A 23,971-nucleotide genomic window follows, 5' to 3' on the forward strand; every position below is an offset into this window, starting at 1 on the left:
TCAACCACCGGCCCCGGGCCTGAGGGTGCTGCCCTGGTCCTGCTGGTACGGCGCGCCCTGCCACTGCTCGAAGTCGAGGGTGCGGCTCGGGTCGTGGGCGACGAAGCTCCACGGTCCGACGTAGGTGTTGTCGTGCCAGCGGTTCTGCTGCCTGCCGGTGACGGCGTCGGCCACCGGTTCGCCCTGGTACGGCGACCAGTCCGGGAAGGTGCCGTAGTTGGCCAGCACCGCCATCCGGCCGCAGGTCGAGGTGCAGCCGACCACCGACGGGTCCAGCGTGAAGCGGTTGTCGTGGATGTCGACGCGCTGGGTCTTCCAGCGGCAGTCGTCGTAGAGCGGTGCGGCGGCGATGCCCGGCCGGGCGCAGCGGGCGGTGTCCGGGACCAGCAGGGTGCAGGCGCCGGAGGAGGTGTTGGCCGGGCTGTTGCAGAACCGGTCGGCGTTCTCCCACAGGGTGATGCCGGACCAGTTGTCCTCCAGGACGTTCCGGTCGATCTCGATCCTGTCGGTGCGCGCCTTGATCCGCGGTTCGCCGCCGGACTCGGACAGGTAGAGGGTGGCGAACGGGAAGGTGTCGCCGCGGTCGGCGGAGCGGCGGCCGTCCACCCAGTTGTTGCGCCGGAGCGTGTTGTCGCGGATGACGGCGTTGTAGCTGGTCTCGTAGATCAGCGCGGCGCCGTCGTTGGACTCCAGCAGGTTGCCCTCGATCCGGAAGTCGTTGTTGTTCGTGTCCGCCCACAGGCCCGTGCCGCGGTTGTCGTGCACCCAGTTGCCGAGCACGTCGGCGCCGTTGACGGCCCAGAACTTGACGCCCCCGGTGCAGCCGCAGCCGGGCTGGCGTTTCTCCCACTGGTCGGTGTCGTTGCCAGTGATCTCGTTGCCCTCGACCAGCAGGTCGCCGAGCGGGGCGCCGGACTTGTAGGCGTTCATGCCGTACTGCCCGTTGCCGCGCAGGCAGCTGGCGCGGACCTTCTGGTGGGCGCCGGCCATCAGCCCGGCGCCGGAGTTGCGCTGGATCGTCGCGTGCTCGAGCACCCAGCCGTCGGCCGAGTCGTGGTTGACCACGCCCTCGTTCTGCGGGGCGACGAAGCCCTGCACGGTCAGGTAGCGGATGGCGACGTTCCCGGCGCCGCCGCCGAAGGCGTACTGGTTGGTCCCGTGGCCGTCGAGCACCGCGCCGGGCGCACCGAGGTAGCTGTCGCCGTCCTTGGGGACGACCTGGGCGTAGCGGTCCGCTTCGAGGCTGTGCGTTCCCGGCCCGAGCCAGAACGTGGTGTTCGGCGGGCTGGCCTTGGTCTTCGCGGCCAGGTCGCCGACCACCGCGGGGTCGACCGTCACCGCGCCGGCCGGGGCGGTGGCCGGTCCGGCCTCGGGGTGGTCGCACACCTGGGCCACCGGCTTGGCCGGGGACGGCGGGGCGGTCGGCTCCGCCGGGGCGTCCGAGGTGCTGGTGCAGCCGGCCGCCGCCAGCAGGGCCAGCGCCAGCACCGACGCGGCCGACGCCGCCCGGCGCCACCTGGTGATCCCCACCGTCCCCTCCTCCCGCTAGCCCCGGAACCCGAGGACGCTGGTGAACTCCCGCTCGCCGTCGGCGGTTCCGGTGCCGATCAGCGTGGTGGCGGGCTCCTTCCGGCCGAAGCCGGCCGAGTGCCAGCCCAGCGGCGGCGCGCTCTCGCCGCGGTGCGCCCGCCAGGTCAGCTCCCCGGGCAGGTCGAGCACCGCGGACCGGTCCTGGCCGTCCCTGGTCCAGGTCAGCACGGCCCGGTGGCCGGTCAGTTCGGCGCTGACCGCCGGGCCGAGGTGGAACGCCAGGCGCACGGCCCGCGCCGGGCCGCGCACCTGGTCGACCACCCGCAGCTCCCCGGTGGCGGCCGTCAGCTCCACCCGGCGGCGGTGCACCGTGTCCCGGTAGCCGTCGTGCTCGGCGCACCAGCGGGCCACCGCCGGGTCGGAGGTGTCCGCGACCAGGACCCGGGTGCGGGCGTGCCTGGTCCACAGGAAGGGGCCGCCGGACACCGACTGGTCGGCGCCGCCCAGCTCCAGGGTGTTGTGGCCCAGCGTCGAGCGGAAGTAGCGCCGCCACTCGGGCTGCCCGTGGTAGCAGTACGTGCCCGGGTCGGCGAGCACGTCGACCCCCTCGTAGCGGACCTCCACGGACAGCGCGTCGGCATGGCCGTGCGCGGCGATGGACAGGAAGCCGTGCGGGCCGCCGTCGCAGCGGCACCAGATCTCCCCCGGGCCGCTCCGCCCCGGTGCACGCAGCACCGTCATGCCCGCGTCCGGGAAGTGCACCGGCCGCGCGGCCGGGCGGGCCACCGTGCCGTCCTGGGCGTACGGCCGCAGCAGCGCGGCCAGCAGCGGGGTGCGCACATCGGTGCCGGTCACAGCCGGCCACCAGGCGAGCCGGCCGAACACGGCCTCCCCGGTGGCCAGCAGCGAGCCCCAGCGAGCGGTGCCCGCGCCGTCCAGGACCAGGCCGTACCCGTCGTCGGCGTCCCCCTGGCGGGGCGGGCGCAGCCGCTCGTCCACCACGGCCGCGAGCGCGTCGGTCATCCGCAGCAGCACCAGCCGGACGGTCCGCGGGACGGGCACGGCTGCGGCGTCCGCCTCGGCCAGTGCGGCCAGGCCGAGTTCCAGCACCAGCCCGTGGTACTCGGTGGCCAGTTCGCGGTTGAGGCCGGAGGGGAAGGTGTTGGCGCGCAGCTGCCGCTCCAGCGAGCGCAGCGCGTCGGCGCGCCAGCGCTCGGAGGCGGGGAACCAGTCGAAGGCGCAGGCCGCCGCGAACCGCCCGGCGTCCTCGGCGATCACGTGGTTGTTCGCCGAGGAGCCCCGGCTGGGGAAGGCGGCCAGCCAGTGCTGGTGGTGCCAGATCTGTTCCAGCGCCACCGGGTTGCCCTCGAACAGCCCGGCCGCGCCGGGCCAGCCGTCGAGCAGCCGGCGGACCCACACCCAGGACAGCAGCCGGATGCCCAGCTCGATGCCGCTGATCCAGTGCACGCCGCGCAGCGGCGGGTTGGCCTGCCACCAGGACCGCAGCTGCTCGGCCGCCCGCTCGGCGTAGCGCTCGTTGCGGGTCAGCGCGTAGGCGGCGGCGAGCACCGTCAGGTGCTGGTGCCGGGAGGGCTCCCAGATCTGCTTGATGTCGCCGACCGCGTCCTCGTCCCGGTAGGGCAGGTCGAAGGCGTAGCCGTCCGGGGCCCGGCGGCCGGTCTTCGGGTCGAGCCACCAGTCCGGGGCGGCCAGGTCCTCGCGCGTCACCCCGAAGAACTCGGCGTGCCCGTCCATCAGCCGGTCGGCCGCGGCGACCAGGCGCTTGGCGGCGTCCGCCGGGACGGCGGCGAGCGCCCCGGCGGGCAGTACGGCGGTGAACCGGGCGCCGGTGACGGCCGGGGCGCTCGGCGGCGCGGAACGCCACCGCCGCCGGCGCAGTACGTCGCCGGCCCGGCCGACGACCTCCTGCGGTCCCATCCGGGACAGCCGGCGCAGGTACCAGCCCGGGCTCGTGGTCACTTCGGCCCCGCCAGGGTCACCGGCGCGCCGCTGGTCAGGGCGGCCTGGACGGCGAGGGTGGCCGCCGTGGTGGCGACCAGCGACTCCAGCGGCACCGGCATCGGCCCGCCGGTCCGCACCGCCTTGATGAACGAGGCCAGTTCGGCGGACTGGCCCTTGTCCCGGGCCTTCGGCAGCCGGGAGCTGACCCAGCGCCTACGGCCGGCTGCGCCGCTGAAATGCACCGAGGCGCGGACGAAGTCGTCGAGCTCGAGCACCTTGCCGTCCGCGACCAGGTCCAGCGTCTCCTTGGGGAAGCCGGGCGCCCCGGTGGTGACGTAGCTGAGGGTGGCGGTGGAGCCGTCCGGGTAGCCCAGCACGATCTGCAGGTCCTGGTTGCCGGCCGGGGCGACGGCGTACACCGACACCGGGTCGGCGCCCAGCAGCCAGCTCGCCGTGTCGATGAAGTGCCCGCCCTCGCCCGCGAACCGCGAACCCTCAGTGTCCTGTTGGAGGTACCAGCTGCCGTGCTGGAGCCGCCCGGCGTTGACCAGGTAGCGCAGGCTGGCCGGGCCGCTGCGGGTGCCGAAGCGCTGCTTGGCCTCGCGCAGCAGCGGCGCGAACCGGCGGTTGAAGCCGACCTGGAGGCGGTCGTTGCCGGACTCCTCCACGGCGGCGAGCACGCCCGCCAGTTCGCCTTCGGTGAGCGCCAGTGGCTTCTCCACGAACACCGGCTTGCCGGCCAGCAGTGCCCGCTCGGTCAGGGCGGCGTGCGAGCTGTGCCGGGTGACCACGAAGACCGCGTCGATCGAGTCGTCGCCGAGCACGGCGTCCAGGTCGGTGGTCGCCCGCTCGAAGCCGAACTTGCGCTGGGCGTTGGCGGCGGACAGCGCCGTGGTGGTGACGACGGTGGACAGCGCGACGCCTTCGCGCCGGGCCAGGTGCGGCAGCAGCATCGACGTCGCGTAGTTGCCCGCGCCGACGAACGCCAGCCGCACCGGCGTCCCGGCGGGCCGAACCGGGGCGGCAGACCGTGCCGGGGCGGCGGCCCGGCCGGGGCGGCGCACCTCGGGTACGGCCAGGGTCGGGGCCTCCGCCATCCGCTCCCCTTCGGCACCCGGGTAGCGGAACAGCACCGCCACGGCCTTCAACTCGCCGTCCTTCAACCGCCGGTAGGTCTCCACCGCGTCGTCGAAGTCGGCGATGTGGGAGACCAGCGGCGCCACGTCCACCCGGCCGCGGGCGGCGAGGTCGAGGAAGCAGGCCAGGTTGCGGCGCTCGGTCCAGCGCACGTAGCCGATCGGGTAGTCCCGGCCCGCCAGTTCGTACTCCGGGTCGTAGCGCCCGGGGCCGTACGAACGGGAGAACCGGACGTCCAACTCCTTCTCGTAGTAGGCGTTCCACGGCAGGTCGAGGCGGCACTTGCCGATGTCCACCACCCGGCCGCGGTCCCGGCTCAACTGCGCGGCCAGCTCGACGGGTTGGTTGCTGCCGCCGCCGGCCGCCAGGTACACCTGGTCCACGCCGTGGCCGTCGGTCAGCTCGGCGACGGCGGTCTCCACCACCGCGGAGCCCGGGTCCCCGCAGGCCACCGCGCCCAGCCGCTCGGCGAGTTCGCAGCGCACCGGGTCGGGGTCGGCCCCGACCACCCGGACGCCCGCGGCGGTCAGCAGCTGCACCACCAGCTGCCCGATCAGCCCCAGGCCGATCACCAGCGCCACCTCGCCGAGCTGCGGCTCGCCCTGGCGCACGCCCTGGAGGGCGATCGACCCGACGGTGCCGAAGGCGGCGTGCTGCGGCGCGAGGCCGTCCGGCACCGGGGTGTAGAGGTTCTTCGGCACCCAGTTCAGCTCGGCGTGCAGCGCGTGCTCGTTGCCCGCGCAGGCCACCAGGTCGCCGACCTTCACGTCGTCGACCCCGGCGCCGACCTGCTCCACCACCCCGCACAGCGAGTAGCCCAGCGGCGTGTAGGAGTCCAACTTGCCCATCACCTTGCGGTAGGTGGCGGGCAGGCCGTTGGTGGCGACGCTCTGCATGACCTTGGCCACCTGGTCGGGGCGCGAGCGGGCCTTGCCCACCATCGACATCCCGGCCTCGGACACCTTCATCAGCTCGGTCCCGGTGGAGATCAGCGAGAAGGCACTGCGCACCAGCACCCCGCCCGGCTTGCACCCCGGCACCGGCACGTCGAGCACCGCCAGTTCGCCGCTCTTGTAGTTCTGCACAACCTGTTTCACCGGAAGTCCCCTTGCTTCTCTGGCCGTTCGATGAGCGCTGAGCCGTTCAGTGGACGGTGGAGCCGTTCAGTGGGCGGTGCCGTTCAGTGAGTGCCGTTCAGTGGGCGGCGGTGCCGGCCGTCGCGCCGCGGTACCAGTACTCCAGGGTCAGCACGTGCCACAGGTGCTTGGAGAAGTCCTGCTGTCCGGCGGCGTCCTCGGCGGCCAGCCGGGCCAGCGCGTCCCGACGCAGGAAACCGGAGCGCACCAGCTCGCCGTCGTTGATCACCTCGCGCACCAGCGGGGCCAGGTCCCGGCTCATCCAGGCCCGCAGCGGGGCGCTGAACAGGCCCTTGGGCCGGTACACGATCTCCCGGGGCAGCACGGAGGCGGCCGCCTCCTTGAGCACGGCCTTGCCCTGGCGTCCGACGATCTTGCGGTCGCCGGGCAGCGTGAACGCGGCCCTGACCACCTCGACGTCCACGTACGGCACCCGCACCTCGGTCGAGGCGGCCATGCTGGAGCGGTCCGTGTAGGCGAGGTTGAGGCCCGGCAGGAACATCCGGGCGTCGCCCAGGCACATCCGGTTGACGAAGTCGTCCAGGTCGTTGTCCCGGTAGACGTCGGCGTGCTCGTCCAGCACGTCCTGGACCGTCCCGGCGAGGTCCGGGTCGACCAGGGCGAGCAGTTCCGCCCGGTCGTACATGGTGTAGCTGCGCCGGAACGCCGTCTCCTCCGGCAGGTCGGCGAAGGAGAGGAAGCGCTTGGCGAACCGCACCGAGCGCAGCCCCCGGTTGGCGGTGGCCACCGGCAGCCGGTCCACCACGGCGGACAGGCCGCGCCGCAGCGGGCGCGGCACGCGCTGGTAGCGCAGCGCCAGCTGGTTGGCCAGGTGCTTGCGGTAGCCGGCGAACAGCTCGTCGGCGCCCATCCCGGAGAGCAGCACCTTGACCCCGGCGTCCCGGGCGGCCGAGCAGATCAGGAAGGTGTTGATCGCGGCCGGGTCGCCGATCGGCTCGTCCAGGTGGTAGGTCATCCGCGGCAGCAGGTCCAGTACGTCCGGGGCGATCTCGATCTCGTGCAGGTCGACGCCGAACCGCTCTGCCACCTGGCGGGCGTAGCGCAGGTCGTCCGGCATCGCCTCGAACCGGGCGTCCTCGGCGCGGAAGCCGATCGTGTAGGCGGAGATCCCGGGGCGGTCGCGCGCCGCCAGCGCGGTCAGGTAGCTGGAGTCCAGCCCGCCGGAGAGGAAGGTCGCCACCGGGACGTCGGAGAGCAGGTGACGCCGCGTCGACTCCTCGACGATCGCGGCGAGGTCCGGCAGCTCGCCGGCCCGGGCCCGCTCCCGGCCCTCGGCGGCGACCTCCCGCAGGTGCCAGTACCGGCCGCGCTCCACCCGGCCGTCGGGCCGGCAGCGCAGCCAGCTGCCCGGCGGCAGCTTCTCCGCCTCGCGGTACGCGCACCGGGAGTCCGGCACCCAGTAGTAGAGCAGCGAGGCGACCATCGCCGCGTGGTCCACCTCCAGCGAGCCGCCGGTGGCGGCGGCCAGCGCCTTGAGCTCGGAGGCGAACACCAGGCCCTCGCCGCGCCGGAGCAGGAACAGCGGCTTGATGCCGAGCTGGTCGCGGGCGAGCACCAGCTCACCGGTCCGCTCGTCGAAGACCCCGAAGGCGAACATGCCGCGCAGCCGGGGCAGGCAGTCGGTGCCCCAGCGCCGCCAGGCCTCCAGCAGCACCTCGGTGTCGGAGGTGCCGCGGAAGCGCACCCCGGTGGCGGCCAGTTCGGCGCGCAGCTCGGGGGCGTTGTACAGCTCGCCGTTGTAGGTCAGCACCAGGCCGTCCCTGGCCATCGGCTGGGCGCCCGTCCCGGAGAGGTCGACGATGGCCAGCCGGCGGTGCCCCAGGTGCACCTCGCCGTCGCCGAGGGCGTGGCTGTACCGGCCGGCGCCGTCCGGGCCGCGGTGGGCGAGGGTGTCGGTGAGCAGGTCGGTCACGACCTTCCCGTCCGGCCACCGGTACGTTCCTGCGATGCCGCACATGTCCTACCTCGCCTCCTGGTCGATGTCCGGGACCCTTACGGTCCAGGCCGGTAGTCGTTCGGTCCGCCGCCGGCCCAGCCGTCTCGGGCGGGTCGGCCGGTCGTCCCGGGCGGGCGGCTCCTCGGTCGGGCCCTCCCAGCGGGTGCCGTCGGTGCGGTCGCGCGGGTCGGGGTCGATCAGCACCACGCCGAGCACCTGGATGCGCTGGTCGGCGAGCCGGCGGGCCACGGTGTGCAGCCAGGCCGCGCTGCCGTGGCCGGCCCGGACCACGAGCACCGTCCGGGTGCCCAGGTGGCGCAGGTCGGTCCAGGCCGTGCCGGGCGCCACCGAGCCGACGCCGAGCCGGCGTTCCGGCGGCGGCGCGGCCCCGGCCCCGGACCCGGCCCCGGCCCCGGCCCGTTCGCCGCGGACCACGGTCGGCTCCCCCGGCTTCGCGGTGCGCTTGGCGAGCTGCGGTCCGGGCAGCCCGTCGAGGACGACCACCGGCCCGTCCTGCTCGGTCAGTGCCCCGGCGAGGTCCAGGGCGAGCGCGCCGGTGCTGTGCGCACAGCCCAGCTCCAGCAGCGACACCGGCTCGGCGCAGCCGCGTACGGTGCGGGCCAGGGTGGCGGTGACCCGCTCCCGGGCGGCCCTGGTCCGGCGCAGTTGCCAGCGGCCGCGCGAGCGGCGCGGCACCCGGTCCAGCTCCGCGAGCACGGAGGCGCCGAGGTGGGCCGCGATGTCCCGGCGCAGCACCGGGCGGTCCGCCACCACGGCACTGACGGCGGCCACGGCGAGGCCGAGGAACAGCCCGAGGACGAGTCCGATCCCGGCGTCGGTGGCGGCCGTCTTCGGCAGCGACTGCCGCACCGGGTGCGGGGCGTCCACGATCTGGGTGCCGGCCACCAGCCGGGGCGCGCCGACCTTGGCCTCGGCGGCGCGCTGGCCGAAGTCGGTGATCCGGGCGGTGAGTTCGGCCCGGCTGGCGTAGAGCGACTCCAGGTTGGCCGGGCCCTTGGCCGCGTTCGGCTGGGTGCCGGCGCCGATCTGCTGGTTGACCTGGTCGAGTTCCTGGCGCATCCGGTCGCGCTGGTCGAGCAGGGCCTTGGACTCGGCGTCCGCGGCCTGCTGGATCCGCTGCACGTGGTCGGCGACGAAGGCCTCGGCCAGCGCCTTGGCGCGGGCCTGGGCCTCGGCGTCGCTGCGGCCGGTCACGGTGATCTCCAGCAGGTTGTTGGTCAGGCCCGCCCCCGCGTACTCCTTCATGAAGTCCTCCGGCTTCTCGGTGGAGCCGAGGGCCTGGAGGGCCTTGGCGGCGATCCCGGTGGTCCGGAGCAGGGCGGCGTCGGTGCGGATCAGCGTTCCTGGGTCGTTCGGCTGGTCCGCCGCGTGCGCGACCAGCACCTCGGCCGTCGCGCTGGGCGGCGGCGGCCGCAGGACGGCCAGCGCCGCGCCGGCCAGCAGGCCGAGCAGCGCCAGGGCGCACCAGAGGCGGCGGCGCCTGCGCACGACGACCACCAGCGACTGGAGGTCCAGCAGTGGAGCGGCGGTGGACGACTCCCCCGTCGTACTCGTCGTCACCCCGATCATCCCCCCGTCTCGTCATCGGCTTCGGACCGCGCCGCGGCGGCGCCCGCGAGCACCGGCTCGGCACGGCCGGTACGGCGGCCGGCCGGGCGCTTCGGGCCGTCCTGGACCAGGTCGGCCACCACGACGCCGACCAGCTCGTGCTCGGCGTCCGCGCACGCCCCGGCCAGGGCGGCCAGGTCCCCCGCCGTCCAGCTGCCCGCGCTGAGCACGACCAGGGCGCCGGCCTCCTCCTCGCGGTCGGGCACCAGCGGCCGGGTGACCGGCACCCCGACCACCCGCAGCAGCGGATCGCCGCCTACCTCGGCGGCCAGCTGGTCGGCGGCCCGGCGGGCCGGCTCATCGCCCTCCGGGACGACCACCAACAGCCCGCGCGAGGGCGGCAGTTGCTCCCGGATCCGGGCGCACACCCGCCGGTGGCGCAGCTGCCGGCCGGCCTCGTCGCCGCAGGCGTGCGGGGTCGGCAGGTCCCATCGGACGTCGGTGCCCAGCACCCGGCGGAGCAGACCGCGCGGGCCGCGCGCCGCAGGCCGCCGCGCGGCCCGCCCGCCGGGGACGTCGACGGTGCCGAGCAGTTCGGCGCCCAGCGCCGCGGCGATCTCCGGTTCGGTGCGCAGCCGGCGGCTCATCCGGGCGGCCGTCAGGTGCCCGATCACGCCGAGCAGGAGGAACACCAGCGCGCCGGCGGCGACGAGTTGGATCCGGGTCGGCGGTGCCTGGCCGGTCGGCCGGGCGGCCGAGCCCATGACGACCATGTTGGCCTTGTTGGCGGCCGGGTCGACCTGGTCCAGCTTCTTGACGGCGTCCTGCAGCGCGGTGCGCAGCTTCTCCAGCTCGGTGCGGACCTGCACGCTCTCCACGGTCTGCCCCGGCCCGACCGAGTTGGCCAGGTCGGTGATGCGCTGGCCGGTCTGGGTCACCAGCTGGCGCAGCTGCTCGGGCTGGGCCGCCTCGGGGTCGGTGCCGTCGCCCGCCATCCGCGCGGCGAAGCCGACGAACTGCTTGGCCAGCTGGTCGGCGAGCTGCTGGGCGCGCTCCGGGGTCTCGGCGGTGCCCGAGATCTTGATGATGTTCCCGTCCGCGGCGGTGGCGCTCACCCGGCTCCGCAGCTCGGTGCCGTCGACCCCGTTCCACTTGAGCGCGGCGGCCGCCCGGTCGACCACCACCGAACTGGTCGCGATCTCCGCCTGGGTCATCAGCTCGCGCTCCTGCCACACGCCCGGCAGCAGCACCGAGGCCGAGGTGGTGTAGCTCGGCGGGAACAGCAGTGAGCTGCCGTAGCCGACGAGCGCGCCCACCACGGCGAGGACGGCGAGCAGCCGCCACCGCCGACGCAGGATCCGGCCGATCGTGACCAGGCGGATCGTGTCCTCGCTCAACGGTGCCGCCTTCTCCCTGCCCGGCCCCGGCCGCCCGCCGCCCGGCCGCCCGCCGCCGGGGCGCCGTCACCGCAGGCGGCGGCGTAGGCGGCGAGCAGGGCCCGCTGGGAGTTCGGCCAGGCGAGCGGCCCGTTGATCCGCTCCTGGCCGACCTTGCCCATCAGGGCCCGCTTCTCCGGGTCGTCCATCAGCTGCGCGACCAGCCGGGCGAACTCGGACTCGTCGTTGGCGGGCGCGTAGACGGCGGCGTCACCGGCGGAGACCCGGGCCTCCCGGAGGTCGAAGGAGACCATCGGGCGGCCCATCACCATGTACTCCAGGACCTTGTTCATGGTCGACACGTCGTTCAGCGGATTGCGCGGGTCCGGGGAGAGGCAGATGTCCGCGGTGGACAGGTAGCGCGCCAGGTCGGCGTCCGGCACCCGGCCGGTGAACTGCACCCGGTCGGCGAGCCCGAGCCGCCGGGACAGCTCGACCATCGCGTCGAAGGTGTCGCCGCCGCCCACGAACACCGCGTGCCAATCGGTCCGCCCCTGCTCGTCGCGCAGCTTCGCCAGCGCCCGCAGGGCGTAGTCGACGCCGTCCTGCGGCCCCATCACGCCCAGGTAGCAGAGCAGGTGGGACCGGCCGCGCTTCAACTCCGGCTCGGGCGGCACCGGGCGGAAGCGGGCGGTGTCGGGCGCGCTGCGCACCACGAAGACCGACTCCGGCCGCTTGCCGCCGCGGCGCAGCGCGACGTCCCGGTAGCTCTCGTTGGTGGCGAGCACCACGTCCGCGGCCCGGTAGGTCATCCGCTCCAGTGCGCACACGCCCCGGTAGAGCAGGTCCTCGCCGCGGTCGAAGCGGGAGAGGTACAGCTCGGGCACCAGGTCGTGCTGGTCGAAGACGAACCGCGCGCCGCGCCGTTTCAGCCACAGCGCGGGCAGGAACAGCAGGTCGGGCGGGTTGCAGGCGTGCACGACGTCGACCGGGCCGACCTTGCGGGCCAGCCGGGCGGTGTGCCACAGCGCGGACCCGTACTCCCGCAGGTAGCCGGCCGGGCCGCCGGTGGCCGCCCGGAGCGGGTAGCGGTGGATCCGCACCCCGTCGATGACGGCCTCCGGTTCGGTGTCCCGCTTGCTGCCCTGCGGGCAGATCACGTCCACCCGCCAGCCCGCGTCGCGCAGGGTGGTGCACTCCTGCCACACCCGCCGGTCGAACGGCACCGAAAGGTTCTCCACCAGGATCAGCGCGCGGCGTCCCCGCCCGTCGCCGCCGACCGCCTCATCGAACATCGCGTCACCAGGCAAGGCCCACGTACCCCGGCTCGGTCCGGCGCCGCTCGGCGTCCGGAAGGCGGATGAGGTCGACGATCACCGCTCCGTCGCCGTGCGGCAGGGCCGCCAGCACGGCCTCGTCCCTGGTCCCGACCACGCACACCTCGGCGTGCTCCAGCACCTCGGCGACGGAGGGCACCAGCAGCTGGGCGAGGTGCGGCAGCCGGTTCTCGATGTACTCCCGGTTCGCCCCGAGCAGCCGGGAGAGGTGCACGTTGGGGTCGTGGATCCGCAGGTCGTAGCCCTTGCCGAAGAGCCGCTCGGCGAGCTCGACCAGCGGGCTCTCCCGGAGGTCGTCGGTGCCGGGCTTGAAGGACAGGCCGAACAGGCCCACCCGGCGCTTCCCGGTGCGCTCGACCAGCTCCACCGCGCGCTGGAGGTGGTCGGCGTTGGAGGCCAGCACGTGCGAGAGGATCGGCACCGAGACGTCGGCCCGGTGCGCGGCGTGCACCAGGCTGCGCAGGTCCTTGGGCAGGCAGGAGCCGCCGAAGGCGAAGCCGGGCCGCAGGTAGGCGGGGCTGATGTTGAGCTTGCGGTCGGCCAGGAAGACGTCGACCACCTGGTGCGAGTCCACCCCGAGCGCCTGGCACACCGCGCCCAGCTCGTTGGCGAAGCCGATCTTGAGGCCGTGGAAGGCGTTGTCCGCGTACTTGATCGCCTCGGCCACCGGGACGGGCACCCGGAACACCTCGCCGGGCAGGCCCTCGTAGAGCGCCGCGACCACGTCGCCGCTGGCCGCGTCGAGCTCGCCGATCACGGTCTTCGGCGGGTCGAAGAAGTCCCGCACGCTGGTGCCCTCGCGCAGGAACTCCGGGTTGACCGCGACCCCGACGTCCACCCCGGCGGTGCCGCCGAGGTGCTTCTCCAGGATCGGCACCAGCAGGTCGAGGCAGGTGCCCGGGAGCATGGTGCTGCGGAACACGACGGTGTGCCGCCCGCCCTTCCCGGCCGCCGCCGCACCGATCTGCTCGGTGACCCGCTCCAGGTAGGTGGTGCACAGGCTGCCGTTGGCCGCCGAGGGCGTGCCCACGCAGACCAGCGACACGTCGCTGCCCAGGACCGCCTCGCGCACGTCCGTGGTGGCGCGCAGCGCCCCGGAGCGCACCACCCCGGCGATCAGCTCGCCGATCCGCTCCTCGACCACCGGGGCCCTGCCCTCGTTGACCAGGTCGACCTTCACCTGGTTGACGTCCACGCCGATCACCTCGTGACCGAGGCTCGCCAGGCACGCGGCCGACACGCAGCCCACGTAGCCGAGCCCCAGGACGCTGACCCTCATGACCCGTTCCTCCCCTCGGGCCGGCCCTCGCGGCCGACCGTCCGCGCGTCGTCGGAACGACGCCCCCCAGCAGTGGCCATCAGTACGGCAACGGCCATCAGTACGCCCCCTGCCCCTGGAGCACCGCGCGCAGCGTCTTCCAGAGGATCACCGCGTCCAGGGCGAGCGACCAGTCCTCCACGTAGCGCAGGTCCAGCCGGACCGCCTCCTCCCAGGGCAGGTCGCTGCGCCCGCTGATCTGCCACAGGCCGGTGAGCCCGGGCTTGACGAGCAGTCGCCGCCGGATGTCCGGGCCGTACGCGGCGGACTCCTCCGGCAGCGGCGGGCGCGGGCCGACCAGCGACATGGAGCCGGCCAGTACGTTGAGCAGCTGCGGCAGCTCGTCCAGCGAGTAGCGGCGCAGCACTCCGCCGACCCTGGTCACCCGGGGGTCCCGGCGGAGCTTGAACAGCAGACCGGCGCCCTCGTTGCGGTCGGCCAGCCCGGCCTTGGCCCGGTCCGCCCCGGACACCATGGTGCGGAACTTGACCAGGGTGAACTGGCGGCCGTCCTTGCCGACCCGGTGCTGCCGGTAGAACACCCCGCCGCGGCTGTCCAGCGCGACGAGCAGTCCGACGACCAGCATCAGCGGCGAGAACAGCACCAGCAGGACCGCCGCGCCCAGCCGGTCGACGACCGCCTTGACCGCCCTCGGCCCACCGGTGAAGGTGGGCATGCTGACCCGCAGCATCGGGATCCCGAGCACCGCGTCGACGTGCAGCCGCGGTCCGGCCACCTCCATCAGCACCGGCGCGACCACCATCTCGGCGTCGCCGCCCTCCAGGTTCCAGGCCAGCCGTTGCAGCCGGTCCGGCGACCAGTGCGGGTCCGGCGTGATCGCGACCACCCGGTAGCCGTCCCGCCGGACGTGGTTGGCGACGTCCGCCAGCCGGCCGACCACCGGTACGCCGTCCAGCCGGTCGCCGTTCGGCCCCAGCGCGTACGGCGTGCAGACGGCCTCCACCCGCCAGCCCAGGTGCGGGAACTTGCGGGTCCGGGCGATCAGGTCGCGCACGGTGGCCGGGCTCCCGGCGGCGAGCACCGGGCGCAGGCACCGTCCCTGGTTGCGCTGCTCGTGCAGCCACAGCCGCAGCAGGTACCGCTCCGTCATGGTGACGAGCGTGATCGCCGGGATCGCGACGAAGATCCAGAGCCGGATGTTGTGCGAGGAGAGGGCGATCCCGCCGAGTGCCAGGACGACGGCCGCCGTGAACAGCGAACGGCCGAGTCGGCGGAATTCCTCCGCCCCCTGGCCGAGAACCGCCGGTGCCCACGCCCGGGTCGTCCCGAGCGCCCCCAGCACCAGCAGTTCGGTGCCGAAGGCGAGAATTCCCCATTTCTCGTGCCAGTTGGCCGCGTCCCGGACCCCGAAGAAGCCGCCGATGGCCGCCACCACGAAGGCGGTGGCCACGGTATCGCTGATCATCACGGTACGGCGGTACTGCTGCTCCCAGTCGCTCTCCGACCGGCTGAATTTCCCACCCGCCGGGCGGCGCACCCGGGCCGGCGCGAACCCGCCGGCTAATTCCCCCTCCTTCTGCTCGACCGCTCCTGCTCCCGCCCCCGCCAGGCCGTCAGTGGGTTCGACGTGCTCGCTCCACACGGTTCCTCCCCCCGGGAGGCGGCTGCCCCCCGCACCTGATTCCTCCCCCCGGGAGGCGCTGCCTCCCGTGTCGCGCCTTTCCTGGCCGCGCACGGCAGCGCCCCCGGAAATGGCGGATCCGCCATTGCGGCGCTACTCGGACTTCCCACCGGGCACCGGCGGACTGGCGCGTCCTGCCGAATTCCCGGAGTGCGCGGGAAAACGTCGACGGTTGCTCTCCACACTCGGAACCTCTGCTCGGGCGTCGAGAATTGGACACCCCCAGCCCGCCGCCGGAAAACGTGACTACCGGCAGTCCGCAACGACCGATCCGTAGATCATCACGTGTCGCCCCTCACGCCCGATCGTGCGGCACGAAAATCAATGTAGAGCATCCGGGGCGCCTGATGAGGGGGATGTGTGAAACAGGTGCTCGAGATTTGAAATCATCCCCAACTGCGGGTGCCCGGGAGGGGGTTGCCGGAGCGCCGGGAGGCGTGCCGTGACCTGTGCCGACGCAACTCCGACGCACCTTGGACGCACCTGCGGCGCGGCCCGGCGGGCCGCCCTGGGCCGGGGTCCGCCGGGGCCCGCGGGCGCCACTTCCGGCCGTCCGGCCGCAACCCCCTGGGCACGGGCCGGTGGGTGCGGGCATGCTGAGGGGAGGACCGATCGGCGGGGCAAACCGGCTTCACCGTACGGATACTGACGATGAGTCACAGCCAGCGGCCCGTCGGGCCCGGCGGCCGGATCCGGTCGCCGTCACGCGCTCGGCGGGTTCCGTGCCAGGTAGCGCAGGCCCTGCTTGAGGTAGGCCCGCGGGTTGGTGGTCAGGTGCCGGGCCCAGTCCGGCCTGGTCTCGCCGCGCCGGTGGGCGTAGCAGGCCAGCGCGTAGCCGAGCATCCGCTCGGACAGGTAGCCGAGCCGCGAGTAGGACCAACCGCGCTCGCTCCGCTCGAAGTTGAAGGCGGAGTTGGCGGTGAGGACGCCGAGGCCGAAATGCACCGTCAGCAGGTCGGTGAGCGGTTCGTGGTCGCGCCGGTCCCGGGAGATCCGCTGCTCGTCGAGGAGCCGGACATGGCCCAACTCGTGGGCGACGGTGGCGACCAGGGCGACCGGGCGGGCGGCCTGGCGCTGGGCGACGGCGATCACCGGGCGCCCGTTCTCCCGCCGGTAGTGCCCGGCGGCGGAGCGGGAGCTGTGGTTGAGCCGCAGGCCGTCGACCATCGCCTGCTCGCCGTCGTCCGGCTCGATCTCGATGGTCAGGCGGTCGGGCGGCACGTCCAGGTAGCCGCAGATCAGGGCGATCACCCCCCGGATGTCCTCGGCGGACCCCCGGTACGGCCCCGGGAAGAACTCCGCCGTGGGCAGCACCGGGGCACGGTCCAGCACCCCGCGGCCGAACTCGGCCGCCAGCCAGGCCATCGACTCCTCGATCCAGGCCCGTTCGTCCGGCCGCACCGGACACTTCGGCTCGAACAACGCCATCGCAACCCCCGAATGATGACGGACATGATGCACCAGGGTGGCGGGCGCCGGGGGCCCGTCCGGAGCGGACGGCCCCCGGCCCCCGGCGCACGGGGACGGGGTCGGGTCACGGAGCTCGGGGAGCTCAGGGAGCTCGGGGAGCTCGGGGAGCTCAGGGAACTCACGCAGCTCAGGGAGCTCAGGGAGCGAGGCCCTCCGGGCTCCGCCAGCTGACCAGGCGGGCCCCGTCCGGCGGACGGTCCACGACCGCCTGTCCGAACACCCGGTTGATCGAGGTGCCCATGTTCTGCGAGATGTCCGCACCGTAGACGTGCAGCGAGACCGCGCGCCCGGTGCCGCCGTTCGACACCCGGTGGATGTCCTCGTCGGGCGGCACCAGGAGCTGCACCCGGCCGGCCGAGCAGGTCGTCCGGGCGTACGGTGCCAGCACCCGGCGGCCGGACCTGGGCAGCCGCCACAGCCGGAAGGCCTCGTCCACCTCGACGCCCTCCAGCACGCCCGACACACACCAGGCGACGTGGTCGTGGATCGGGGTGGACTGCCCGGGCAGCCAGGTCAGGGCGACCACGGAGTGGGTGCGTTCGGCGTGCAGCAGCCGCTGGGAGTACCCCTCGGTGTCACCGGCGCACAGGTCCTCGGGGACGATGAGCCCGGCGCGCAGGTACTTGCGCAGGGTGTCCGCGGTGAGCTGGGCGGTCAGGACCTCGGCGGCAGCGTAGCGCGCGAGGTCGGCGAGGAACTCGTCGAGGTTGGATCCGGTGGCCACGGCTATCTCCCCACCCCGGTGAGCGCGCGGACCTCCAGCTCGGCGAAGCCGCGCCCGTCCGCGTCCTCGTCCCGGCGGCGGCGACCGCCGGCCAGCGAGCCGAGGACGGCGGCCGCGAACCCGATCGGGATGGAGAGGACGCCCGGGTTCTGCAACGGCACCGGCGCCGTGGCGGTGCAGGAGATCAGCGCCTTGGCGTTGCCGACCTGCTTGCTGGACGCGTCCACCCCGCAGTCCTTCGCCTGGGCGGCCGTCAGCTTCACGGCGGGGACGGTGCCGCTCGCGCCGCCCCAGCAGATCGGCGAGAGCAGCACCAGACCGATCGAGGCGACCAGCCCCGCGTAGATGCCGCACTTGGCGCCGAAGGTGGTGAAGCGCTTCCAGAACAGGGTCAGCAGGATCGCCGGCAGGTTGGCCGAGGCGGCGATGGCGAAGGCCAGGGCCACCAGGAAGGCCACGTTGAGGTCCCTGGCGAAGATCGACAGGGCGACCGCGACCGCGCCGATCACCACGGCGGCGACCTTCGCGGTGACCAGTTCCTGCCGTTCGGTGGCCCGGCCCTTGCGGATCACGCTGGCGTACAGGTCGTGGGCGAAGGAGGACGAGGAGGTCAGGGTGAGCCCGGCGACCACCGCGAGGATGGTGGCGAAGGCCACCGCCGCGATGAAGGCCAGCATCAGCGAGCCCCCGGTGGTGCCGGCGCCCCCGCCGAGGTGCTCGGCCAGCAGGGTGGCGGCGGTGTTGCCGGACGGGTCCTTCGCCTTGATCGTCGCCGTGCCGACCAGCGCGGCCGCGCCGAAGCCGAGCACCAGGGTCATCAGGTAGAAGACCCCGATGATGCCGATCGCCCAGTTCACCGACTTCCGCGCGTCGCGGCCGGTCGGCACGGTGTAGAAGCGCACCAGCACGTGCGGCAGCGCCGCGGTGCCCAGCACCAGGGCCACCCCGAGGCTGACCAGGTCCAGCTTCGACCAGCCGTCCGTCGCCCCGTACTTGAGGCCGGGCCGGAGGAAGGCCTCGCCCTTCTTGGACGCCGAGGCGGCGTCCCCGAGCAGGTGGCCGAGGTCGAAGCCGTACTTCGCCAGCACCCACACGGTCATCACGGCCGCGCCGGCGATCAGCAGCCCGGCCTTGACGATCTGCACCCAGGTGGTGCCCTTCATCCCGCCGACCACGACGTAGACGATCATCAGGGCACCGACCCCGACGATGGTCCAGATCTGCGCGGCGGCGCCCTTGACGTCGAGCAGCTGGCCGACGATCGTCGCCGCGCCGACCATCTGCGCGATCAGGTAGAAGATCGACACCACGATCGTCGACACCCCGGCCGCGGTCCGCATCGGCCCGCTGCGCAGCCGCGCCGCCAGCACGTCCGCCATGGTGAACCGGCCGGTGTTGCGCAGCAGTTCGGCCACCATCAGCAGTGCGACCAGCCAGGCCACCAGGAAGCCGATGGAGTAGAGGAAGCCGTCGTACCCGGAGAGCGCGATGATCCCCGCGATGCCGAGGAAGGACGCCGCGGACAGGTAGTCGCCCGAGATCGCGATGCCGTTCTGCAGCGCGGAGAACTGGCCGCCGCCGGTGTAGAAGCCGCCGGTGCCCCGGGTGCTCCGCCGCGCCCAGAGGGTGATGACCAGGGTCACCGCCACCAGGGCGACGAACAGGCCGATGGTCAGGCCCTGGTGCGAGGCCTCCTGCGCCGTGCCGGTGGCGGTGGGGGCGGTGGTGGTGGCGGCAGCGGCGAGCGGAAGGTGCTGTGTCATGCCCGGCTCCCCGTCAGCTCGTGCTCGTCGCCGGGGAGAGCAGCCGCGGCCCTGCGCAGCTCCTCGGCCAGCGGGTCCAACCGCCGGGCGGCGAACCGGCCGTAGGCCAGGGCGATGCCGAAGGTGGAGACGAACTGCAGCAGCCCGAAGACCAGCGCCACATTGATGTTCCCGACGACCTCGGCCGCCATGAAGCCGCGGGCGTAGGCCGAGCAGAGCACGTACGCCAGAAACCAGAGCAGGAACGCCGCCGTCACCGGGAAGACGAACCTGCGGTAGCTGGCGCGCAGTCGGGCGAAGCGCGGATCGTCGCCGATCCAGGGGGTGTCACCGCGCGACGGCGCGGCCGGGTCGATCATGGGAATCCTTCTGAGCGGTACGGAACGTGTCGAACGCGCCGACCGTAGGATCCCCCGGTAGACGAGCGATCAACGCGCGTCCGACTCAGGGGGGATCCACCGGTGGACCTGCACACGCTCACCCAGTTCCTGGCGGTGGCGCGGCTGGAGCACCTGAGCCGGGCGGCAGCGGAACTGCGCGTCGCCCAGCCGTCGTTGAGCCGCTCGGTGGCCCGGCTGGAGGCCGAACTGGGCACACCGCTGTTCGAGCGGGGCGGGCGGCTGCGGCTGAACGAGGCCGGGCACCTGTTCCGCGGCTACGTCGAGCGCGCCCTCGGCGAACTGGAGGCGGGCCGGCGGGCCGTGGCCGAGGCGGCCGGGGAGGGGCTGGGCACGGTCCGGCTCGCCTCGGAGACCTTCCTGGCCTTCAGCGGCCCGCTGGCGGCGTTCAAACACGAGCACCCCGGCGTGGAGATCGAACTGCACCAGCTGACCGTCGCCGAGATGGCCCGGCAGCTGCGGGCCCAGGAGGTCGACCTGGCCGTCGCCTCCCAGCCGATCGCCGTCGAGGGGCTGGAATCGGTCCGGCTCCTCGACGAGGAGGTGGGACTGGCCGTGCCGCTCGGCCACCCGCTGGCCGGGCGCGCCTCGGTGGGCATCGAGGAGCTCGCCGACGAGCCCTTCATCGCCGCCCGCCCCGGGCACTGGCAGCGCCGGCTGCTGGACCGCCTGTTCGCCGCCCAGGGCCTGGTGCCCCGGATCGTCTGCGAGGGCGACGAGGCCGGCGCCATCGCCGAACTGATCAGCGCGGGCCTGGGCATCGGCCTGGTGCCCGCCCTCGCCCGGCGCACCGCCACCCGCGTCCCGCTGGTGTGGGTCGACGTCGACAGCCCCGACTGCCGACGCGCCCTCACCCTGCACTGGCGCCTCGGCGAACGCCTGCCCACCGCCGCCCGGCTGCTGCGCGACGCCATCGCGGACTGGGACTGGACGACGGGCGAGGCCGGCGGGCCGGGGCGCCCGGGGGTGTTCTGATCCCGCCCGGGCACGCCCGTCACCTGCCCAGGGTCACGCCCCCGGGATCACGGGCCCAGGGTCACGCCCCCGGGATCACGGGCCCGGGATCACGTTCGACAGCGGGAGGCCCTCGAAGAAGGCCACCGCCTCCTCCCGCCAGTACGGTCGCCAGCCCTGGGCTTCCGCGCGGGCCGCCTCCGCGCAGCGGCGCATGTCGGCACGGAGCTTCCCGTCCACGCCCAGCAGCCGGGCCAGTTCGCGGACCCGGTCGACCGTGGCGGCCGGGCACTGCGGGTCGCCGAGCGCGGACTCCACCAGGGCCCGCTGCGCCTCGTCCGCCGCGGTGAGCAGCGCGGTCACCGCGTAACTGCGGCGCCCCGCACGGAGGTCGGCGCCGGTCGACTTGCCGGTGGCGTCCTCCTCGCCGAACAGGTCGAGGTAGTCGTCGCGCAGCTGGCCGCCGATGCCGACCAGGGTCGCGTACCGGCGCAGCCGCGCGTCGTGGCGGGCCACGTCCTCGCCGGCCGTCAGCAGCCCCAGCCGCAGCGGGGCGAGCACGGAGTACCGGGTGGACTTGTACTCGCAGACGGTGTGCAGGAACTCCTCGTCCGGGAGCGGCCGGAAGTCGCGTTCGAGGTCCACGATCTGGCCGGCGACCGTCTCGGCCCCCGCGTTCAACTGGACCTCCAGCATCGCCTGGCGCAGTTCGGCGGGTACCTCCGCCTCCAGCAGGACCCGCATCGCGAGGAAGGCGGCGAGGTCCCCGGCCAGAACGGCCAGGCCGAGCGCGGTCCGCTCGGACTCCGGGAACTCCCGGCGGTAGGCGTAGTAGGTGGAGGGCCCGCCGCGGCGCACGGCCGAGTCGTCGATGATGTCGTCGTGGACCAGCCCGTGCGTCTGGAGCAGTTCGATGCTCAGCGCGGCCTCGGCCAGGCCGGGCACCGGGTCGGTGGTCACGAGCCGGGCCGCCTCGTACAGCAGGGCGACCCGCAGGCGCTTGCCGCCGCGCAGCGAGAGGTCCCGGAGCAGCTCCAGGCTGCGCGGGGTGAAGCGGCTGAGCGGCGGGGTGTCGAGGCGCTCCGGCAGGGCGTCGAAGTAGGCCTCGAAGCGGAGGTCGAAGCGGCGCCGGTGCCCGGCGGCCCGCTCGCGGGCGGCTGCCATGATCGTCTCGTTCACGCCGTCCACCTTCGCATCCGTCCGGGGCCGCCCGCACCGCCGGGGTCGGTGCAGCTCAGCGGGGCGGCGGAGTCGGGGCGGCGGGGCAGCTCGGCGGGACGGAGCGGCTGTCCGGCGGGCGCAGCGGCACTCGGACGGCCGGCGGATTCATCTCAGCTGTCTTTCGGCCATCTGTGCGAGAGGTCTGGTCGTGACCGCGACACCCTCCTAGAGTGGCCGCGATCCTCCGCAAGTGACCTTTTCTTCACGCGGGTTCACCCGGCCTTCACACCGGTCCACCGGCCCCGGCACGTTCAGCGCGCTCTGTTCCCACCGTCGAAGCGAAAGGGCCGGGTCCGTGACGCAGGCGTTCCAGTCCCCCGGCTTCGCCGCCCTGGCGGCCGACCGCGCGGTCGAGACCCGGCTCGTCGAGGAGCGCTGGCAGGCAGTCGCCTGGGACCGGCGGACGGACCGGCGCCGGGTGGTCACCGATCGCCCCGAGGGCGTCCACCTGAGCGAGATCGAACCGGACGGCGAGGCCATCTGGTGGTTCGACTCCGACGGCGCCGGGGAGGGCCGGTGGTGGCGCGAGCCGTTCACGGGCGGTGCGCGCGGCGCGGCACTGCACGGTGTGCCGCCCGGGCGGGCCTACGGCGTCGCCTTCGACCGGACCGGCGCGCTGGCGGCGGTGGCCGTCGGGACCGGCGACACCTCGCACTGCTACGTCGGCCCGCCTGCGGGCGAGGCCCGGCCGATCGGATCGGCGCCGGGACACCTGGGCCTGGCCGACCTGTCCCCGGACGGCCGGCTGCTCGCGCTCGGCGGATGCCCCGACGGGGACGACGCGGTGCTCCTGTGGCCGACGGACGCGCCGTCGCACCTGCCGGAGGACCGCGCGCCGTGCAGCGTGCCGTCCAATGCGTCGTCCAACGCGCCAGCTGGTGCGACGCGGCTCGCCGGGAGCCCCCGACTGCGGCTCTGGCCGATCGAGTTCAACCCCCTCGCCGTGCGCGAACCCGAGCTCCTCCTGGTGGTCGAGGAAGACGAGCGGTACTCCGTCGCGACCTGGCGGGCGGACTCAGGCCTGCGAAGACACCCGGAGCTGTCGTTCGACTCGCAGATCTCGGCCGGCTGGTACGGGGGGCCGCACGGGGTGCTGATCCAGCACGAGCGGGCCGGGCGGAGCCGACTGCTCCTCGCCGACCTCGGCCCGTCGGCCGCCCTCAGCCCGTCGGCCGAACCGGCCCCGCCCACGCCCGCCCGGGAGATCCGCACACCCGGCGGCACCATCCACGACCTGTCCTGCGCCCCGGACGGCACCCTGCACTGCGTCTGGAGCCGGGAGTCGACCCCGCCCCGCCCACTGGTCCTGCGCCCCGGCGCCGAGAAGCCGCTCCACCCGGCCCCGGATCCCACCCCGGACCACGCTCCGGAGCGCGACGACGACACCCGCCGCAGCAGACGCTGGACGCCCCAGCCCTACGGGCGGATCCACAGCTTCGTCAGCACGCCGGCCGGCCCCGGCCCGTGGCCGACCCTGTTCCTGGTCCACGGCGGCCCCGCCACCCACGACCGGGACTCCTACGACCCCCGGGTGAACGCCCTGGTGCGCCACGGCTACGCGGTGGTGCGCACCAACTACCGCGGCTCCACCGGCTACGGCTCCGGCTGGCAGTACGACTACGGCCACCGGGTCGGCCTGGCCCAGATCGAGGACCTGGCCGCCGTCCGCGCCGAACTGGTCGCCGACGGCACCGCGCTCGCGGAGCGCACCGGCCTCTGCGGATTCTCCTGGGGCGGCTACCTGACCCTCCTCGCGCTGGGCGCGCAGCCCGAGCTGTGGACGCTCGGCATGGCCGCCCAGCCGATCGCGGACTACCCCGCCACCTACCGCACCACCACCCCCGCCCTGCGCGAGGTCGACCGCCAGCTCTTCGGCGGCACCCCGGACGAGGTCCCCGAGCGCTACCGCGCGGCCGACCCGCGCTCGTACGTGCACCGGGTCCGCTCGCCCGTCCTGCTGGTCGCCTCGCGGACCGACGAGCGCTGCCCGCCCGAACAGGTCGACCGGTACGCCGCGGACCTGCGCCGGCTGGCGGTGCCGCACGAGCTGCACTGGGTGGACGGCGGCCACTACAGCCGCCGGACCGCCGACCACCGATCGGTGCTGGAGGCAATGGTCCGCTTCGCCGGGCGCGCCTGGCCGGCACCGCTCCCCCGGACACCCCGGGGCGACCGCCCCGGGGCACCCACCGATCCGATGGAAGGAGGTGAACAGCCATGAAGCGACGCAGCATCCAGAACGACCCGATCGGCACCCCGGAGCGTGACCGGGGCGCCGTGGTGGTCCAGAACTTCTCGCTCGACCTCACCAAGGCCGCAGTGGTCGCGCCTGCCCTCAAGGGGCAGCCGAAGCCGAAGCCGGAGCAGAAGGACAAGTGACCCACCGTCGCTCCGGGGCGCCCGCGGTGCCCCGGAGCGACACCCCGCCGACCGTCCTCGAAAGACCGCGACCGACCGCGACCGCTCGCCGACCGTCC

Annotated in this window: 17 protein-coding genes; 3 read left to right on the forward strand and 14 right to left on the reverse strand. The window is 74.0% G+C overall.

Annotated features, from left to right (window positions below; translation table 11 throughout):
• The 13 genes from ACIQWA_RS32765 to ACIQWA_RS32825 form a co-directional block, all read right to left on the reverse strand.
• Positions 1-1,530, reverse strand: coding sequence for a right-handed parallel beta-helix repeat-containing protein (locus ACIQWA_RS32765; RefSeq protein ID WP_402488643.1), 1,530 nt, complete (start codon positions 1,528-1,530; stop codon positions 1-3).
• Between the two features lie 15 nt (positions 1,531-1,545).
• Positions 1,546-3,510, reverse strand: a complete 1,965-nt coding sequence (locus tag ACIQWA_RS32770; protein WP_402488646.1) for an alginate lyase family protein — start codon at positions 3,508-3,510, stop codon at positions 1,546-1,548.
• Positions 3,507-5,726, reverse strand: coding sequence for a bi-domain-containing oxidoreductase (locus tag ACIQWA_RS32775; RefSeq protein WP_402488648.1), 2,220 nt, complete (start codon positions 5,724-5,726; stop codon positions 3,507-3,509). Before ACIQWA_RS32775 ends, ACIQWA_RS32770 begins: the two co-directional genes overlap by 4 nt.
• Positions 5,727-5,823: 97 nt before the next feature.
• The gene (gene asnB / locus ACIQWA_RS32780) at positions 5,824-7,743 is read right to left on the reverse strand and encodes an asparagine synthase (glutamine-hydrolyzing) (RefSeq protein WP_402488651.1); all 1,920 of its coding nucleotides are present in this window, start codon (positions 7,741-7,743) and stop codon (positions 5,824-5,826) included.
• A 3-nt stretch (positions 7,744-7,746) separates the two neighbouring features.
• Positions 7,747-9,303 (reverse strand): Wzz/FepE/Etk N-terminal domain-containing protein, encoded by a 1,557-nt coding sequence (locus tag ACIQWA_RS32785; RefSeq protein WP_402488653.1) that lies wholly within the window; start codon positions 9,301-9,303, stop codon positions 7,747-7,749.
• Between the two features lie 5 nt (positions 9,304-9,308).
• Positions 9,309-10,688 (reverse strand): Wzz/FepE/Etk N-terminal domain-containing protein, encoded by a 1,380-nt coding sequence (locus ACIQWA_RS32790; RefSeq protein ID WP_402488656.1) that lies wholly within the window; start codon positions 10,686-10,688, stop codon positions 9,309-9,311.
• Positions 10,685-11,962 carry a glycosyltransferase family 4 protein gene (locus ACIQWA_RS32795; protein WP_402488658.1) on the reverse strand — a complete coding sequence of 426 codons (1,278 nt, stop codon included), beginning with the start codon at positions 11,960-11,962 and terminating at the stop codon, positions 10,685-10,687. The genes ACIQWA_RS32790 and ACIQWA_RS32795 overlap by 4 nt, the downstream gene beginning before the upstream one ends.
• A 4-nt stretch (positions 11,963-11,966) precedes the next feature.
• Positions 11,967-13,283: a nucleotide sugar dehydrogenase gene (locus ACIQWA_RS32800; protein ID WP_402488661.1), complete on the reverse strand. Its 1,317-nt coding sequence runs from the start codon at positions 13,281-13,283 to the stop codon at positions 11,967-11,969.
• A 97-nt stretch (positions 13,284-13,380) separates the two neighbouring features.
• Positions 13,381-14,892 carry a sugar transferase gene (locus tag ACIQWA_RS32805; protein WP_402488943.1) on the reverse strand — a complete coding sequence of 504 codons (1,512 nt, stop codon included), beginning with the start codon at positions 14,890-14,892 and terminating at the stop codon, positions 13,381-13,383.
• 774 nt (positions 14,893-15,666) lie between these two features.
• Complete coding sequence (locus ACIQWA_RS32810) at positions 15,667-16,392, reverse strand: hypothetical protein (protein WP_402488664.1); 726 nt, start codon at positions 16,390-16,392, stop codon at positions 15,667-15,669.
• A gap of 178 nt (positions 16,393-16,570) precedes the next feature.
• Positions 16,571-17,158 carry a cysteine dioxygenase gene (locus ACIQWA_RS32815; RefSeq protein WP_402488667.1) on the reverse strand — a complete coding sequence of 196 codons (588 nt, stop codon included), beginning with the start codon at positions 17,156-17,158 and terminating at the stop codon, positions 16,571-16,573.
• A gap of 2 nt (positions 17,159-17,160) precedes the next feature.
• Complete coding sequence (locus ACIQWA_RS32820; RefSeq protein WP_402488669.1) at positions 17,161-18,921, reverse strand: cation acetate symporter; 1,761 nt, start codon at positions 18,919-18,921, stop codon at positions 17,161-17,163.
• The gene (locus ACIQWA_RS32825; RefSeq protein ID WP_402488672.1) at positions 18,918-19,280 is read right to left on the reverse strand and encodes a DUF485 domain-containing protein; all 363 of its coding nucleotides are present in this window, start codon (positions 19,278-19,280) and stop codon (positions 18,918-18,920) included. Before ACIQWA_RS32825 ends, ACIQWA_RS32820 begins: the two co-directional genes overlap by 4 nt.
• A 102-nt stretch (positions 19,281-19,382) precedes the next feature.
• Between ACIQWA_RS32825 and ACIQWA_RS32830 the strand changes: the two genes are divergently transcribed.
• A complete protein-coding gene (locus tag ACIQWA_RS32830; protein ID WP_402488674.1) occupies positions 19,383-20,294 on the forward strand; it encodes a LysR family transcriptional regulator in 912 nt (303 codons plus the stop codon).
• Between the two features lie 75 nt (positions 20,295-20,369).
• Here the strand turns inward: ACIQWA_RS32830 and ACIQWA_RS32835 are convergent, their stop codons facing one another.
• On the reverse strand, positions 20,370-21,437 hold the full coding sequence (locus ACIQWA_RS32835) for a polyprenyl synthetase family protein (RefSeq protein WP_402488946.1): 1,068 nt from the start codon (positions 21,435-21,437) through the stop codon (positions 20,370-20,372).
• Positions 21,438-21,789: 352 nt separating this feature from the next.
• Here ACIQWA_RS32835 and ACIQWA_RS32840 point away from each other — a divergent pair, with 352 nt between their 5' ends.
• The gene (locus ACIQWA_RS32840) at positions 21,790-23,715 is read left to right on the forward strand and encodes an alpha/beta hydrolase family protein (protein WP_402488677.1); all 1,926 of its coding nucleotides are present in this window, start codon (positions 21,790-21,792) and stop codon (positions 23,713-23,715) included.
• On the forward strand, positions 23,712-23,873 hold the full coding sequence (locus tag ACIQWA_RS32845) for a hypothetical protein (RefSeq protein WP_402488680.1): 162 nt from the start codon (positions 23,712-23,714) through the stop codon (positions 23,871-23,873). Before ACIQWA_RS32840 ends, ACIQWA_RS32845 begins: the two co-directional genes overlap by 4 nt.
• The last annotated feature ends 98 nt before the right edge of the window (positions 23,874-23,971 follow it).

This window comes from Kitasatospora sp. NPDC098652 (genome assembly GCF_044760155.1).
GTDB lineage: Bacteria > Actinomycetota > Actinomycetes > Streptomycetales > Streptomycetaceae > Kitasatospora.

Coding starts and splice junctions, on each gene's coding strand:
- asnB (WP_402488651.1), bottom strand. CDS start 7,743: ATGTGCGGCATCGCAGGAACGTACCGGTGGCCGGACGGGAAGGTCGTG.
- ACIQWA_RS32810 (WP_402488664.1), bottom strand. CDS start 16,392: ATGGCGTTGTTCGAGCCGAAGTGTCCGGTGCGGCCGGACGAACGGGCC.
- ACIQWA_RS32845 (WP_402488680.1), top strand. CDS start 23,712: ATGAAGCGACGCAGCATCCAGAACGACCCGATCGGCACCCCGGAGCGT.
- ACIQWA_RS32800 (WP_402488661.1), bottom strand. CDS start 13,283: ATGAGGGTCAGCGTCCTGGGGCTCGGCTACGTGGGCTGCGTGTCGGCC.
- ACIQWA_RS32795 (WP_402488658.1), bottom strand. CDS start 11,962: ATGTTCGATGAGGCGGTCGGCGGCGACGGGCGGGGACGCCGCGCGCTG.
- ACIQWA_RS32835 (WP_402488946.1), bottom strand. CDS start 21,437: ATGGCAGCCGCCCGCGAGCGGGCCGCCGGGCACCGGCGCCGCTTCGAC.
- ACIQWA_RS32820 (WP_402488669.1), bottom strand. CDS start 18,921: ATGACACAGCACCTTCCGCTCGCCGCTGCCGCCACCACCACCGCCCCC.
- ACIQWA_RS32825 (WP_402488672.1), bottom strand. CDS start 19,280: ATGATCGACCCGGCCGCGCCGTCGCGCGGTGACACCCCCTGGATCGGC.